At 64.8% G+C, this 14242-nt stretch carries 14 protein-coding genes; 12 read left to right on the top strand and 2 right to left on the bottom strand.

Annotated elements, in window-relative coordinates:
- Positions 1–57: 57 nt before the first annotated feature.
- A complete protein-coding gene (locus FXB41_RS08455; RefSeq protein ID WP_219681241.1) occupies positions 58–996 on the bottom strand; it encodes a LysR family transcriptional regulator in 939 nt (312 codons plus the stop codon).
- Positions 997–1208: 212 nt separating this feature from the next.
- On the opposite strand from FXB41_RS08455, the gene FXB41_RS08450 reads away from it, so the two are divergent.
- From FXB41_RS08450 to FXB41_RS08395, 12 genes are all read left to right on the top strand, one after another.
- A complete protein-coding gene (locus tag FXB41_RS08450) occupies positions 1209–2291 on the top strand; it encodes an ABC transporter ATP-binding protein (RefSeq protein WP_007595820.1) in 1083 nt (360 codons plus the stop codon).
- 35 nt (positions 2292–2326) lie between these two features.
- A complete protein-coding gene (locus FXB41_RS08445) occupies positions 2327–3043 on the top strand; it encodes an HAD family hydrolase (protein WP_007595813.1) in 717 nt (238 codons plus the stop codon).
- Positions 3044–3059: 16 nt separating this feature from the next.
- On the top strand, positions 3060–4367 hold the full coding sequence (locus tag FXB41_RS08440; RefSeq protein WP_219681239.1) for an NAD(P)/FAD-dependent oxidoreductase: 1308 nt from the start codon (positions 3060–3062) through the stop codon (positions 4365–4367).
- A 28-nt stretch (positions 4368–4395) separates the two neighbouring features.
- Positions 4396–5454: an ABC transporter substrate-binding protein gene (locus FXB41_RS08435; RefSeq protein WP_007595811.1), complete on the top strand. Its 1059-nt coding sequence runs from the start codon at positions 4396–4398 to the stop codon at positions 5452–5454.
- Between the two features lie 28 nt (positions 5455–5482).
- Positions 5483–6340, top strand: a complete 858-nt coding sequence (locus tag FXB41_RS08430) for an ABC transporter permease (RefSeq protein ID WP_246648697.1) — start codon at positions 5483–5485, stop codon at positions 6338–6340.
- On the top strand, positions 6337–7122 hold the full coding sequence (locus tag FXB41_RS08425) for an ABC transporter permease (RefSeq protein WP_219681238.1): 786 nt from the start codon (positions 6337–6339) through the stop codon (positions 7120–7122). The genes FXB41_RS08430 and FXB41_RS08425 overlap by 4 nt, the downstream gene beginning before the upstream one ends.
- Before the next feature lie 197 nt (positions 7123–7319).
- On the top strand, positions 7320–8981 hold the full coding sequence (locus tag FXB41_RS08420) for a thiamine pyrophosphate-binding protein (protein ID WP_219681236.1): 1662 nt from the start codon (positions 7320–7322) through the stop codon (positions 8979–8981).
- Positions 8982–8984: 3 nt separating this feature from the next.
- A complete protein-coding gene (locus FXB41_RS08415) occupies positions 8985–10250 on the top strand; it encodes an NAD(P)/FAD-dependent oxidoreductase (RefSeq protein ID WP_219681234.1) in 1266 nt (421 codons plus the stop codon).
- A gap of 9 nt (positions 10251–10259) precedes the next feature.
- Complete coding sequence (locus FXB41_RS08410) at positions 10260–11003, top strand: aspartate/glutamate racemase family protein (RefSeq protein ID WP_219681232.1); 744 nt, start codon at positions 10260–10262, stop codon at positions 11001–11003.
- Between the two features lie 325 nt (positions 11004–11328).
- Positions 11329–11868 (top strand): thiamine pyrophosphate-binding protein, encoded by a 540-nt coding sequence (locus FXB41_RS08405; RefSeq protein ID WP_007595796.1) that lies wholly within the window; start codon positions 11329–11331, stop codon positions 11866–11868.
- Complete coding sequence (locus tag FXB41_RS08400; RefSeq protein ID WP_219681230.1) at positions 11868–12458, top strand: thiamine pyrophosphate-dependent enzyme; 591 nt, start codon at positions 11868–11870, stop codon at positions 12456–12458. The genes FXB41_RS08405 and FXB41_RS08400 overlap by 1 nt, the downstream gene beginning before the upstream one ends.
- A 57-nt stretch (positions 12459–12515) precedes the next feature.
- A complete protein-coding gene (locus FXB41_RS08395) occupies positions 12516–13298 on the top strand; it encodes an SDR family NAD(P)-dependent oxidoreductase (protein ID WP_007595793.1) in 783 nt (260 codons plus the stop codon).
- Between the two features lie 148 nt (positions 13299–13446).
- Here FXB41_RS08395 and FXB41_RS08390 read toward each other — a convergent pair whose 3' ends face one another.
- Positions 13447–14241, bottom strand: coding sequence for an IclR family transcriptional regulator (locus FXB41_RS08390; RefSeq protein ID WP_219681228.1), 795 nt, complete (start codon positions 14239–14241; stop codon positions 13447–13449).
- Between the last annotated feature and the right edge of the window lies 1 nt (position 14242).

Below are 14242 nucleotides of genomic sequence, written 5' to 3'. Positions count from 1 at the left end.
CGGTTTTGACGCGTTTTCTTCACGCGAGCCGGTATATCCACTTCGCCCGAAAACGCTCTAGTAGCACGCAGCCATCGCGCCGAGCTTTGGATAGAGCCGGTCGATCGCGGCGATCTCGCCTTGCATCTGTGCGGTGATCCAGTCTCGGATCTCGGCGGCGATGGGGCGCATCGGCCGGTTGCGCGGTGGCAGGAATTCGCAGATGCGGCGCGTGGTGGTAAGCGTGTCGGACGCCGGCACCAGCGCGCCGGTCAGCAGCCAGTGCGAGGCGACCGTCAGCCAACCGAGCGCGATACCCTGGCCGAGCAGGGCGGCCTGCATCACGACGGCATAGTCCGTGAAGCTCAGCGCCTTGGCCGCACCGCGACGCCCGGTGAGAAGCGATGCGTAATCCGCGGCCCAGTCGCCCGGCGTCTCGGCGAGCCTAATGATGGTGTTGCCCTCCGCGGGATCGGTTTCGCCGAGATAGGCAGGGCTGCACATCGGCAGCATGACCTCCTTCATCACCAGCGTGCCGCCGGATGACGGCTCCTCGCGATCGCGGAAGCGCATGCCGAGGTCGACATTCTCCACGGGTCCGCGCAGCGCGCCGGAGATCAGCTGAAAGCGCAAATCGACCTGAGGAAATTGCTTCTGCAGCTTGTCGATGCGCGGCATCAGCCAATGCGTGGTGAAGGCGGAGGAGACCGACAGTGTCACCGTCTCGGTGCCCTTGCGGCGCCGCTCGATCTCGACCAGCCCGCTTTCGATGCTGCGAAAGCCTTCGAGCACGCGGCGATACAAGAGTTCGCCTTCCTCGGTGAGCACCGCACGTCCCGCCTTGCGGTCGAACAGGCGGACGCCGAGATGGTCCTCGAACTGACCCAGCATCCGGCTCACCGCAGGCTGGGTGACGTTCAGTTCGGCGGCAGCCGCAGTGAAGCTGCCATTGCGTGCCGCTGCGTCGAAGACGAACAGGGCGTTACTTGAGGGCAGCATGCGGCGCAGCTCGGGCATAACCCCATGTTATGAGCCAGGTGAGAATTTGGCAATTGCCGAGTTTTGCCAAGTCTGGTGTCATTGGCGTCACAGCCTAAAGGCAGGCTTGCGAGCGAAGATGTTGGTGCGGTGCACAGCTTCGACCGTGAGTGTTCAAATTTCCTGTCTATAAAGCAGGCTTATGGCGTGCAGTGAGGCACGCCGTTGCAGGGACATCGCGAGGTCGATCGTTGGACAAACGAGCGGAAAGCGTCGAGATCAGATCCGCGAGCAAGGCCTATGGTGCCGTTCGCGCCCTCGACGACGTGTCCCTCAATGTCGCCGCCGGCGAGTTCGTCTCGCTGCTGGGCCCCTCCGGCTCCGGCAAGACCACGTTGCTCGGCATCCTCGGCGGCTTCATCTTGCCATCGAGCGGAACGATCCTGTTTGGCGGCCGCGACGTCACCTGGATGCCCCCGCACAAGCGCGACATCGGCGTCGTTTTCCAGAATTACGCGCTGTTCCCGCATATGAGCGTCGGCGAGAATGTCGCCTTTCCCTTGCGCGCGCGACGGCTGCCGAAGGCGGTCTGGCCGGACAAGGTGCGCACGGCACTTTCGATGGTTGGCCTTGCCGGCTACGAAGAGCGCGGTATCGCGCAGCTCTCCGGCGGCCAGCGCCAGCGCGTGGCGCTCGCACGCGCCATGATCTTCGAGCCGCGGCTGATCCTGATGGACGAACCGCTGTCCGCGCTCGACAAGCAGCTGCGCGAATCCATGCAGATCGAGCTGCGCGCGCTGCACAAGCGCATCGGCGCCACCATCATCTACGTCACCCACGATCAACGCGAAGCACTGACCATGAGCGACCGCGTCGCCGTGATGAAAGACGGCAGGCTGATCCAGATCGACGCGCCCGAGCGTCTGCACGATCATCCCGCGGATTCCTTCGTCGCAAGTTTCATCGGCGAAGCCACGATGCTTCCCGTGCGACGCGTCGATGCCTCCGGCGTTGCGCTCGGCAATGTGCTTCTGCGCAGCGCCCGCGCCATTCCCGACGGGGACGCGCTGATGCTCGCCGTGCATAGCGAAAAGCTGCTGATCGACGACGGCGCGCCGGACTCAGCCTGCAATCGGCTCACCGGCACGGTCACTGACATTGTCTATCAGGGCGAGAGCCTGCGCATCTTCCTGGCGCTCGCCGACGGCATCGTGCTCAGCCTGCGGCAGCCGAGCTACCACCAGGCCTACAGCCGCATCCCGCCACTCGGCGGCAGCCTCACCGTGACCCTTCACCCCGAGGACACCATCGTCGTACCCAGGGTGAGGGACTGAACCCAAGCCTTGTCCAACCGAGAGAAGAAGCCAAAATGTCGTCAGCAGCCTCGTTCAGCAATTTCAAGGTTCTCACCTTCGACGTCGTCGGCACCTTGATCGATTTCGAGACCGGCGTGCTCTCCGCGGTGCGCAGGATCTCGGGCAAGTCGCCGGCCGAGCTCAGCGACGACAAGATCTTCGAATCCTACAAGCGTGGCCGCGACAAGCACCATGAGCGTTCGAGCGAGGTGATGTTCCATGTCTATCGCTATCTCGCCAAGGAGCTCGGGCTGCAGGCCGATGACGCCTCCTGCGACGTGTTCCAACTCGCGGTGCTGCGCTGGGGACCGTTCCCGGATTCGGTCGAGGCTCTGAAGCGCCTGAGAACTAAATTCCGCCTGGTCGCGATGACCAACGCCGACCGCGTCGCGCTCTCCTGTTACGCGCATGCGCTCGGCAATCCCTTCGACGATACCGTTTGCGCCGACGAGACTGGCGTCGCCAAACCGAACCCGGAATTCTTTGCCTACAACAAGGGCCGCCAGTCGGCGTTCGGCTACAAGCAGTCCGACATTCTGCACGTGGCGCAGAGCCAGTATCACGACATCGGGATCGCGCGGAAGCTCGGTTACAAGGTGTGCTGGATCGAGCGGCGTCAGGGCATGGCAGGCTTCGGCGGCACGCCGGCCGTGGAGACGCTGACCAAGCCGGACTTCCATTTCCCGACATTGAAGGCGCTCGCCGACGCGGCGATCGGGCCGGCGGTGTAACTTTGTGAGCGCGGAGATGACGCAGAACTGGGGCGCATTGCCGTCGGCCAACTCGCTGTGGGAAGCCACGGCGGAGCCGGCGCGCGCGTTTCCGGTCCTGTCCGGCGAGAACCAGGCGGATGTGGTGATCATCGGTGCGGGCTACACGGGCCTGTCTGCGGCCCACCACATCGCCAAGAGCGGGCTCAGCCCCATCGTGCTCGAGGCCAACCGCCCGGGCTGGGGCGCCAGTGGGCGCAATGGCGGCGTGATCACCGCAAAATTCCGTCTCTCGTTCCGCGAGATCGATGCCGTGCACGGCCGCGCCATGGCGCGGCGAATGTATGAGATCGCGCATGAATCCACCGACATGGTCGAGGAGCTGGTCTCCGAATTCGGCATCACCAGCGCTCAGCTTGCCCGCACCGGCCAGGTCAAGGCCGCACACAATGAGACCACGCTGAAGGCCGCGATCGACGAAGCCAACTGGATGACGCGCGAGATGGGCTGCGCCGAGGTCCGCATTCTCGACAAGCGCGGCGTACGCGACGAGACCGGCTCCGACAGCTTCGTTGGCGGCGTGCTCAATCCCGGCTCTGGCGGCATTCATCCGCTGAACTATTTGCGCGGTCTCGCCGACGGCGTCGCGCGCCGCGGGGTGCCGATCTTCCAGGAGTCGCCGGTCGTAAGACTCCGGCGCGACAACGGCGGCATCGTCGCGGAGACGCCGCAAGGCGCGGTGCGGGCGAAGCAGGCGATCATTGCCACCAACAGCTATTCGGACCTGACGGATGCCACCGCGCAGATGCAGCGCACCCTGATTCCCTTCCGCAGCGCCATGGTCGCTACCGAGCAGCTGCCGCGCAATCTCGCGGGCAAGCTGATGCTGACGGGCCGCACCTACACCGAGACCAAGCGCATGATGCGCTGGTTCCGCATGGTCGACAATCGCGTCATCTTCGGCGGGCGCGGCGCCTTCGGCAGGCAGGACTCGGAAGCCGCATTCGATGCGCTGCGCAAGGCGATGGTCGGCATCTTTCCGGACCTGGCCGATGTGCCGCTCGCGTACAAATGGTCGGGCCTCGTTGCCATGACGCTGGATTCGGTGCCGCATCTCGGCCGGCTCGACGACCGCACGCTGTTCTCGATGGGCTACAACGGCGCGGGCGTCGCGATGTCGAGCCTGATGGGCCGCTATCTTGCCGCCTTCGTCCGCGGCGAGACACCGGAGGTCGGGCTGCTCGACGCGCGGCGCCTGAGGGCGATTCCGTTCTATCCGCTGCGCGAGCCCGCCGTGCGCATGATCGCCGGCTGGTACCAGTTTCTCGATGCGATCGGTCAATGACGTTTAATTGGTGACAGAGGAGGCGAGGATGACGACGAAACGAGATATTCGATTTGGCTACGCATTGTTGGGCGGATCGCTCGGATTGTTCGCAACAACCGGCACCGCCGCCGCTGCCGAACAGATCACCTTTGTCTCGCAAGGCGGCGCCTATCAGCAGGCGCAGACGGTGGCGATCCTCGATCCTTCCGCCAAGAAGCTCGGCATCACCATCAACCAGGATTCCATTCCCGATGCCTGGCCGGCGATCAAGACCCAGGTCGGCAGCGGCAAGCCGATCTGGGACGTCGTGGATACGCCGACCGGCAACTGCCTGCGTGGCGGCGAGCAGGGGCTGATCGAGAAGCTCGACTTCTCAAAGATTCCGAATGGCGCGGCGATGCCGGAATCCTATCGCAGCCCCTATTCGGTTTCCTACGAGTTCTATTCCAGCGTCCTGGCCTACAGTCAGAAGACCTTTCCGAAGGACGCGCCGAACAGCTGGGCCGATTTCTGGGACGTGAAGAAATTTCCCGGGCGCCGCGCACTGCGCAACCACCCGTTCGCCACACTCGAGGCGGCACTGATGGCCGACGGCGTCGCGCCCGATAAGCTCTATCCGCTCGACGTCGACCGCGCCTTCAAGAAGCTCGAAGAGATCAAGCCGAATATCACGGTGTGGTGGACCTCCGGCGCGCAGTCGGCGCAACTGCTCAACGACGGCGAGGTCGACATGGAGATGGCCTGGAACGGGCGCGTCAGCGCGGTCGCCAAGGAGGGTGCCAAGGTCGCCTTCACCTACAACCAGGGCGTTTTGCAAAGCACCTCGCTCTGCATCCTCAAGGGCGCGCCGAATCTCGAGACGGCCGTCAAGTTTCTCAACGAGGCCGTCGATCCCGTGCACCAGGCCAATCTGCCGCTGCATATCGACTATGGTCCGGGAAATCCAAAGGCGTTCGAGACCAACGTGATCAAGCCCGAGCGCGCCGCGCAATTGCCGAGCGAGCCGGCCAATGCGGCCAAGCAGGCGCTGATGTCCTACGCGTGGTGGTCGTCGCCAGCCGGCGAAGCGGCGGAGAAGCGTTGGGCGTCGTTCATGCAGAAGTAAGCGAAGCGAGGCTGCGTTGACGACATCAATGCCAGATCCCTCCCAAAAGCATCAGCGCCGCGAGCATGCGCTGATGCTGGCATTGGTGTCGCCGGCGCTGCTGGTGATCTTGGCTCTGATCGTGCTGCCGGTCGGCTGGCTCGCCTGGCAGTCGATCTACCATGACGGCTTCACGCTGGAGAATTATCGCCGCGTCTTCACTGAAGACATCTACTGGCGCAGCTTTGCGCTGACCTTCGAGATCAGTCTCGCGGTCACGGCAATCGCGCTGCTGCTCGGCTATCCCGTGGCCTACCTCGCCAACTCGGTGCCGAAAGGATGGAGCATTCTCATCCTGTCGCTGGTCGTTCTGCCGTTCTGGACCAGTGTACTGGTGCGCGCTTATGCCTGGCTGGCGCTGCTCCAGCGCACCGGCGTGATCAACCAGTTCTTGCGTTATCTCGACGTGACGAGCGAACCGCTCGCGTTGGTGCACAACACCTTCGGCACGGTGGTTGCGACGGTACACATCCTCCTGCCGTTCATGGTGCTGCCGCTCTATGCCACCATGCAGAAGATCCCGAGCGATCTCATGCAGGCCGGCGCCAGCCTGGGGGCGAGCCCGTCGCTCACCTTCGTTCGCGTCTTTCTGCCGCTGTCTCTGCCCGGCGTGCTCGCAGGCTGCACCATGGTGTTCGTGCTCTGCCTCGGCTTCTACATCACGCCGGAACTGCTCGGCGGCGGCCGCACGGTGATGGTGTCGATGCTGGTGAGCCGCAATGTCGAGCTCTACAACCAGTTCGGTGCTGCGAGCGCGGTCGCCGTCGTGCTGCTCTTAAGCGTGCTCGCGATCTTTTTCGCCGTCAGCCGCTTCATCTCGCTCGATCGCATATTGGGGCAGAAATGACGCGATTGTCGCCCGCCCGGATCGCCCTCTATATGATCAGCGCGCTGGTGCTGGTCTACCTGATCCTGCCGGTGCTGATCATCGCGCCGATCTCCTTCTCCAGCGCGCGCTTTCTGACCTTTCCGCCGCCGTCGTTCTCGCTGCGCTGGTATCAGCAGTATTTCTCCAACTCGGCCTGGATGCAGGCGACGCGGGTGACGCTGACGGTCGCGCTTCTGACCGTGTTTATCGCAACGCCGCTCGGCGTCGCCGCCGCCTATGGCATCAGCCAGTCGAAGCTGCGGATCATGCGGCTGATCCACATGATGCTGCTGTTGCCGCTGGTGGTGCCGATCATCATCACCGCGGTGGGCATCTTCTTCCTCTATGCGAAAGTCGGCTTGGTCGCGACGCTGCCGGGCCTGGTGCTGGCGAATGTCATGTTGGGCCTGCCATACGTCATCATCTCGGTGCTGGCGGGCCTGCAAAGCTTCGATCCGGCGCAGGAGATGGTCGCACGCAGCCTCGGCATGAACCGCCTGCGCAGCTTCTTCGCGGTGACCTTGCCGCAGATCAAGTCCAGCGTGGTCGCAGGCGGCATCTTCGCCTTCATCTCGGCGATGGACGAGACCATCGTCGCGCTGTTCATCTCCGGCGGCCAGTATCAGCCGCTGACCAAGCGTATGTTCACCGCGCTCCGCGACGAGATCGACCCAACCATCGCCGCCATCTCGACACTGATGACGGCGGCCTCGTTCATGCTGGTGCTGCTGGCAAGCGCTCGGCAGCGCAAAGGGGCATGACGGCAAGGGGCCTGCTCCCCGGTCGATGGCCGAGAGAGGCATGGCTGCCGCCGCTATTTTCTGGAGAGGCATGACGAGGCCGTAATGCCGGGCAGCGGTTTCGGCCTTGCACCTTGTTTCCGGCTGTCCTACGCCAGCCCGGAACAAAATTTTCGCGAAGCTGCGAAACGCATCGCCAAAGCCTTGAGGGAGCCGTCATGACCATTCGCAACACCCGCACCGGGGGCCAGATCCTGATCGATCAGCTGGTCGCGCAAGGCGTCGAGCGCGTCACCTGCGTGCCGGGCGAGAGCTACCTTGCGGCGCTCGATGCGCTGCACGACAGCCCGATCGACGTCATGATCTGCCGCGCCGAGGGCGGTGCCGCGATGATGGCGGAGGCCTATGGCAAGCTCACCGGCCGTCCCGGTATCTGCTTCGTCACCCGCGGCCCCGGCGCCACCAATGCCAGCCACGGCGTGCACATCGCGATGCAGGATTCCACGCCGATGATCCTGTTCGTCGGTCAGGTCGACACCGGCATGCGCGAGCGCGAGGCGTTCCAGGAGCTCGACTACAAGGCGGTGTTCGGCACCATGGCGAAATGGGCGGTCGAGATCGATCGTCCCGACCGCATTCCGGAGCTGGTCGCGCGCGCCTTCCGCGTCGCCATGCAGGGCCGTCCCGGTCCCGTGGTGATCTCGCTGCCCGAGAACATGCTGACCGAGACCGCAGCCGTTGCGGACGCCATGCGGATCGAGCCGGCGATGAGCTGGCCGGCGCCCACCGATATCGAGCGTGTCGGCGCCATGCTTGCGAGCGCCAAAGCACCGCTCGTCATTCTCGGCGGCTCGCGCTGGACCGATGAGGCGACCAGGAGCATCGCGCGCTTTGCCGAGCGGTTCGACCTGCCGGTCGCGACCTCGTTCCGCCGCGCGTCGCTGATCGACGCCGATCACTCGCATTATGCCGGCGACCTCGGCATCGGCCCGAGCCCGGGCCTGAAGGCGCGGATCGACGGCGCCGATGTCATTCTTCTCATCGGCGGCCGCATGTCGGAGATGCCGTCCTCATCCTACACGCTGCTCGACATTCCGACCCCGCGGCAGAAGCTGATCCACGTTCATCCCGGCTCCGAAGAGCTCGGCCGCATCTATCAGCCTGAGCTCGCGATCCAGGCCACACCCGCCGCGTTCGCGGCCGCGGTCGAGACGCTGAAGCCGGCCGGCGCCGTTGCCTGGAAGGGCGAGGCCGCCAAGGCGCATGCCGATTATCTCGCCTGGACCGACAAGGCGCGCGAGCTGCCCGGCACGTTCCAGTATGGCCAGGTCATGACCTGGCTGCGCGATCGCCTGCCCAAGGACGCGATCGTCTGCAACGGCGCCGGCAACTACGCCGGCTGGATCCATCGGCATCATCGCTTTCACAGCTTTGCCTCGCAGCTCGCGCCGACGTCGGGCTCGATGGGCTACGGTGTGCCGGCCGCGGTGCTCGCGAAGCGACAATATCCGGACCGTACTGTTATCGCCTTTGCCGGTGACGGCTGCTTCCTGATGAACGGGCAGGAATTCGCGACCGCCGTGCAGTACGACGCAGCCCTCGTCGTCATCGTCGTCGACAATGCGCAATACGGCACCATCCGCATGCACCAGGAGCGCGACTATCCCGGACGCGTGGTCGGCACCCAGCTCAAGAACCCGGATTTCGCGATGTACGCAAAAGCATTCGGCGGCCATGGCGAGCGCGTCGAGCGCACCGAAGAGTTCGCGCCGGCGTTCGAGCGTGCGCTTGCCTCGGGCAAGCCGTCGATCCTCCACTGCATCATCGATCCGCGTGCGATGTCGGTCGGCAAGGACTTTGCCCCTGCGGTGAAGGCATAGCCGATGCCGCAAGGCCGCCACGTCGCCATCATCGGTGCCGGCGCGGTCGGCGTGATCAGCGCGATCGAGGCGCTGCGCGAGGGCCATCGCGTCACGCTGATCGATCCGGGCGAGCCCGGTGGCGAACAGGCGGCGAGCTACGGCAATGCCGGCTGGCTCTCCTCGCATTCGGTGATCCCGCCGGCCGAGCCCGGTGTCTGGAAGAAGGTGCCGGGTTATCTGATGGATCCGCTCGGGCCACTCGCGATCCGCTGGTCTTATCTGCCGAAGGCGCTGCCCTGGTTGATCAAATATCTGCTCTCGGGCTGGACCGAGGCGCGGGTCGAGAAGACGGCATTTGCGCTGCGCGATCTCCTGAAGGACGCGCCGCTATTGCACAGGAAGCTCGCGGAGGAGGCGGGCGTTCCTGAATTGATCGAGCGTAACGGCGTGATGCATGTCTTCCCGTCACGCGGCAATTTCGACGATGATCTCGGCTGGCGCCTGCGCAAGCGCGTCGGTGTCGAATGGCTGGAGCTTTCGGCCGACGAGATGCGTCAGCGCGAGCCCGATCTGCATCCGCGCTACACGTTTGGCGTGGTGGTGGAGGAAGCCGGTCGCTGCCGGGACCCCGGAGCCTATGTCGCAGCCCTCGCGCAACACGCGCTGGCAAGCGGCGCCAAGCTTGTGCGGGCCAAGGCAATTGGGCTGAAACTATCCGGCAACAAGCTGGTGGCTGTCCTGACCGAGACCGGCGAGATTGCGTGCGATGCCGCGGTGATTGCCGCCGGTGCGCATTCGAAGCGGCTCACCGCATCCATTGGTGATCCGCTGCCGCTGGAGACCGAGCGCGGCTATCACGTCATGATCGAGAATCCGGAAGCAGGCCCGCGCAGCTCGATGATGGCCTCGGATGCGAAGATGGTGGTGAACTGGACCGACAAGGGTTTGCGCGCCGCCGGCACGGTCGAGATCGCAGGCCTCGAGGCCGCACCGAACTGGAAGCGTGCCGAGATACTGCGCAATAACCTCTTCAGCATGTTCCCGAAACTGCGCACGGACATTCCGGCTTCGCGGATCAAGACCTGGTTTGGCCATCGGCCGAGCATGCCGGACGGACGTCCCTGCATCGGCTACGCGCGGGCATCGCGCGACATCGTCTATGCCTTCGGCCACGGCCATATCGGCCTGGTCGGTTCGGCCCGCACCGGCCGTCTCGTCGCCCAGCTTCTGAGCGGCAAGCCGCCGGAAATTCCGCTTGCACCGTTTTCGCCCGATCGTTTTCTCTGAGATCGTACCATGACCGCTCCAGCCAACTCGTCCCCCCGAATCGCCCGCGGCGGCAAGGCCGTCTATGGAGCACCGCTCGGCATCCTGATGTTGGAGGCGCGCTTTCCCCGCATTCCCGGCGACATGGGCAACGGCACCACCTGGCCTTTCCCCGTGCTCTATCGCGTGGTGAGCGGTGCCTCGCCCGAGAAAGTGGTGCTGAACGGTGCGGCCGGTCTGCTGCCTGATTTCATCGATGCGGCGAAGGATCTGGTGCGGCTCGGGGCGGAAGCCATCACCACCAATTGCGGCTTCCTCTCGCTGTTCCAGAAGGAGATCGCAGCCGCGGTCGGCGTTCCCGTCGCGACCTCGTCACTGATGCAGGTGCCGTGGGTGCAGGCGACCTTGCCGCCGGGCAAGCGCGTCGGCCTCGTCACGGTCTCAGGTTCATCCTTGACGCCGGCTCATCTCGAAGGTGCCGGCGTGCCGCTCGATACGCCGCTGGTCGGCACCGAGCACGGCAAGGAATTCTTCCGCGTCCTGATCAAGGCCGAGAAGGAGGACATGGATATCGCGCAGGCCGAACGTGACGTGGTCGAGGCCGGCAAGGAGCTGGTCGCCAGCAACCCGGATGTCGGCGCGATCGTGCTGGAATGCACCAACATGCCGCCTTATGCGGCGGCGCTTCAGGCCGAAGTCGGATTGCCCGTCTATGATATCTATTCCATGATCACCTGGTTTCATGCAGGACTGCGGCCGCGCCAGTTTGGCTAGAGGTCGAGAAGTTGCCTATGGCTCCTCTTCCTTCTACCCTTGTGGGAGAAGGTGGCGCGAAGCGCCGGATGAGGGGTATCTCTCCGCGCATATAGATGCGGATGAGTGCACGGAGAGATACCCCTCATCCAAATGAGTTTGTATCTGTCAGCGGTGATGCCCTCTCCCGCAAGGGGAGAGGGCGCAGCCATGCGCATCGTGCGCTGTCCCACCGGCAGCGGAAGAGGCAGCTATACAATCCCTCGATACCTGATCGCGCCAGACGGTCAGAGCTTTCGCGCCTGAACATCGTTAGAGTGCCGCTCGAAATCCACGGAGACATGCGGTGCACAGCCTTCAATCCAATCCCGACACGCGCGCAGACAATTGGCCGTCCGAGCTCTACCGCATCCTGAAAGCCGCCGACGTGCGGCAGATGTCATACGTCCCCGATGCCGGCCACAGCCAGCTCATCAGCCTGTTCTCGGCCGATCGCGACGTCACCACCAACGTGCTGACGACGGAAGAGGAGGGCGTCGCCATCGCCGCCGGCGCCTGGCTCGGCGGCCAGCGCAGCGTGCTCTTGATGCAGTCGAGCGGGGTCGGCAATTGCATCAACATGCTGTCGCTGTCGGCGATCGGACGATTTCCACTGCTGATGCTGGTGACGATGCGCGGCGAATGGGCCGAGTTCAATCCCTGGCAGGTGCCGATGAGCCGGGCGACGCAGCCCTCGCTGGAAGCGATTGGTTTGAAGGTGATGCGGGCGGAGACGGCGGAGGATCTGGTCGAGACGGTCGAATCGGCCGCAGCGCTCGCCTACGATTCCGATCAGCAGATCGCGGTCCTGATCGGGCAGCGCCTGATCGGCAAGAAGAAGTGGTGATGCCAATGCAAGCCCAACTCGACCGCCGCGCCGCCGTCGCCGCTCTCCTGAAGAATCGCAACGACACTCTGGTCGTCTCCGGCCTCGGCTCGCCGACCTATGACCTTCATTCGGTCGGCGACCACGACGGCAATCTCTATCTCTGGGGCGCCATGGGCGGCGCCGCGCTGATCGGGCTTGGCCTCGCGCAAGCCCAGCCGGGAAAACGTGTCCTCGCCTTGACCGGGGATGGCGAGCAATTGATGGGCCTCGGCGGCATCGCCACCATCGGAGTCGCGCGCCCGCGCAATCTCGACATCGTCGTGATCGACAACCAGCATTTTGGCGAGACCGGGATGCAGGCCAGCCACACCGGGCGCGGCGTCGATCTCACCGCAATCGCCGTGGCTTGCGGCTTTGCCGCTGCCGGAACCGTGCGGACGATCGAGGAGGTGCAGCGCCTCGCAACCCAAATCGCCGAGCCGGCCGATGGCCCGCGGCTGTTTGTCATCAAGGTTCTGGCGGAAAATCCACCGCGCTCGCTGCCCTCGCGCGATGCTGTCTTTATCAAGAACCGGTTCCGTGCTCATCTCGGCTTCGCGGCGGCCTGAGCCGGGTTTCTCACCCGGCGACAGTCTGCTGTGAAGCAGCTATCCTGGAGTGAGACCATGAAATTATCCGGCAAGGTCGCCGCCATCACCGGCGCGGCGCGCGGTATCGGCAAGGCTTGCGCAAAGCGATTTCTGGATGACGGCGTCAAGGTCGTCATTTCGGACGTCGATGCCGAGGGTTTGGCCGCGACGGCCGCCGAACTCGCGCGGCCGGATGCCTTGCGCACTGTCGTCGGCAATGTCGCCAAGCGTGTCGATGTCGACCAGCTGGTCGCAACGGCTGCAAGAGAGTTCGGCCGGCTCGACATCATGGTCAACAATGCCGGCGTCGCCCGCAACCGGGACCTCCTGGAGATATCCGAAGAAGAATTCGACGAGATCATCGGCATCAACCTGAAGGGCGCCTTCTTCGGCGTGCAGGCGGCGGCCAAGCAGATGATTGCGCAAGGTAGCGGCGGCGGGGTCATCATCAACATGTCGTCGGTCAATGCACTGCTGGCAATCCCGGCACTTGCGACCTACGCCATGTCCAAGGGCGGCATGAAGCAGCTCACATCAGTGGCCGCCGTCGCGCTCGCGCCGCACAACATTCGCGTCGTCGCGGTCGGGCCGGGCACGATCCTGACCGACATGGTGGCGTCGTCCATCTACACCTCGGAGGATGCCCGCAAAACCGTGATGTCACGCACGCCGGCCGGCCGTGGCGGCGAGCCGAGCGAGGTTGCCTCCGTCGTCGCGTTCCTGGCGAGCGACGATGCGTCCTATATCACGGGGCAGACGATCTATCCGGATGGCGGGCGGTTGATCCTGAACTACACGGTGCCGGTGAAGGAGAAGTAGGACTCGGAAGGTTGTCCCACACTCGCTGTCATCGCCCGGCTTGACCGGGCGATCCAGTACTCCGAGATAGCAGCGACAGGGCCGATGGGCCGCGGCGTACTGGATGCCCCGCCTTCGCGGGGCATGACAGCGGTGGTTGCAGGCAACCTCACTCCGCCGCAACCGTCATCCCGTAACCGAGCCGCTTCGAGATCCCGCCGGCGCAGTCGCGTAGCGCGTGGGCGATCGCGCTGTCCCAGCGGGCATCGAACGTGCCTTCCGGCCCCATCGCGGTGATCACCAGTGCGACATGGCCGGAATGGTCGAACACCGGCGCGGCGAACGCATTGACGCCGGGCAGGGGGTCGCCGAGCGCGCGGGCGAGGCCGTGCTTGCGCACTTCGGTGAGCATGTCAGCGAGCTTCACGCCCTTGATCGGCCGCTTCGGGTTATAGCCGACACCGTGACGATCGAGACCGCTTGCGAGTGCGGCGTCGATGGTCTTCTCCGGCAGGAAGGCGGCAAAGGCGCGGCCGGTCGCGGTCTCCAGCAGTGCCATCACCGAGCCGGCCCGCATCACGATGTGCACGGGCTGGCCGGGTTCTTCGAGCTGCACCACGGTCGGGCCATGCGTGCCCCAGATCGCCAGCGAGACCGCGTGCCCAATCTGGCTCGCAAGCGCCGCGATCTTCGGTCCGGCGATACGCACGCCGGAGAGGCGGCGCAGGCTGATCAGGCCGAGCTCCAGTGCCAGTGCGCCGATCTCGTAGCGGCCGGTGGCCTCGTCCTGCTCGATCAGGCCGATGCGGGAGAAGCTGGCGAGATAGGGATGCGCCTTGGCCGGCGTCATGCCGGCCTCGCGCGCGAGATCGCGCAGCATCATCGGCCCGCCGCTTCTCGCAAGCGCGCGGAGCAATTCTCCGCCGACCTCGATCGACTGGATGCCGCGGCTCTCTCTCTTCATG

Origin of the sequence: Bradyrhizobium canariense (genome assembly GCF_019402665.1) — a bacterium.
GTDB classification, from domain to species: domain Bacteria; phylum Pseudomonadota; class Alphaproteobacteria; order Rhizobiales; family Xanthobacteraceae; genus Bradyrhizobium; species Bradyrhizobium canariense.
This window is presented reverse-complemented; position numbering and strand designations above follow the sequence as displayed.

Coding starts and splice junctions, on each gene's coding strand:
- FXB41_RS08455 (WP_219681241.1), bottom strand. CDS start 996: ATGCCCGAGCTGCGCCGCATGCTGCCCTCAAGTAACGCCCTGTTCGTC.
- FXB41_RS08445 (WP_007595813.1), top strand. CDS start 2,327: ATGTCGTCAGCAGCCTCGTTCAGCAATTTCAAGGTTCTCACCTTCGAC.
- FXB41_RS08440 (WP_219681239.1), top strand. CDS start 3,060: ATGACGCAGAACTGGGGCGCATTGCCGTCGGCCAACTCGCTGTGGGAA.
- FXB41_RS08435 (WP_007595811.1), top strand. CDS start 4,396: ATGACGACGAAACGAGATATTCGATTTGGCTACGCATTGTTGGGCGGA.
- FXB41_RS08430 (WP_246648697.1), top strand. CDS start 5,483: ATGCCAGATCCCTCCCAAAAGCATCAGCGCCGCGAGCATGCGCTGATG.
- FXB41_RS08425 (WP_219681238.1), top strand. CDS start 6,337: ATGACGCGATTGTCGCCCGCCCGGATCGCCCTCTATATGATCAGCGCG.
- FXB41_RS08420 (WP_219681236.1), top strand. CDS start 7,320: ATGACCATTCGCAACACCCGCACCGGGGGCCAGATCCTGATCGATCAG.
- FXB41_RS08415 (WP_219681234.1), top strand. CDS start 8,985: ATGCCGCAAGGCCGCCACGTCGCCATCATCGGTGCCGGCGCGGTCGGC.
- FXB41_RS08410 (WP_219681232.1), top strand. CDS start 10,260: ATGACCGCTCCAGCCAACTCGTCCCCCCGAATCGCCCGCGGCGGCAAG.
- FXB41_RS08400 (WP_219681230.1), top strand. CDS start 11,868: ATGCCAATGCAAGCCCAACTCGACCGCCGCGCCGCCGTCGCCGCTCTC.
- FXB41_RS08395 (WP_007595793.1), top strand. CDS start 12,516: ATGAAATTATCCGGCAAGGTCGCCGCCATCACCGGCGCGGCGCGCGGT.
- FXB41_RS08390 (WP_219681228.1), bottom strand. CDS start 14,241: ATGAAGAGAGAGAGCCGCGGCATCCAGTCGATCGAGGTCGGCGGAGAA.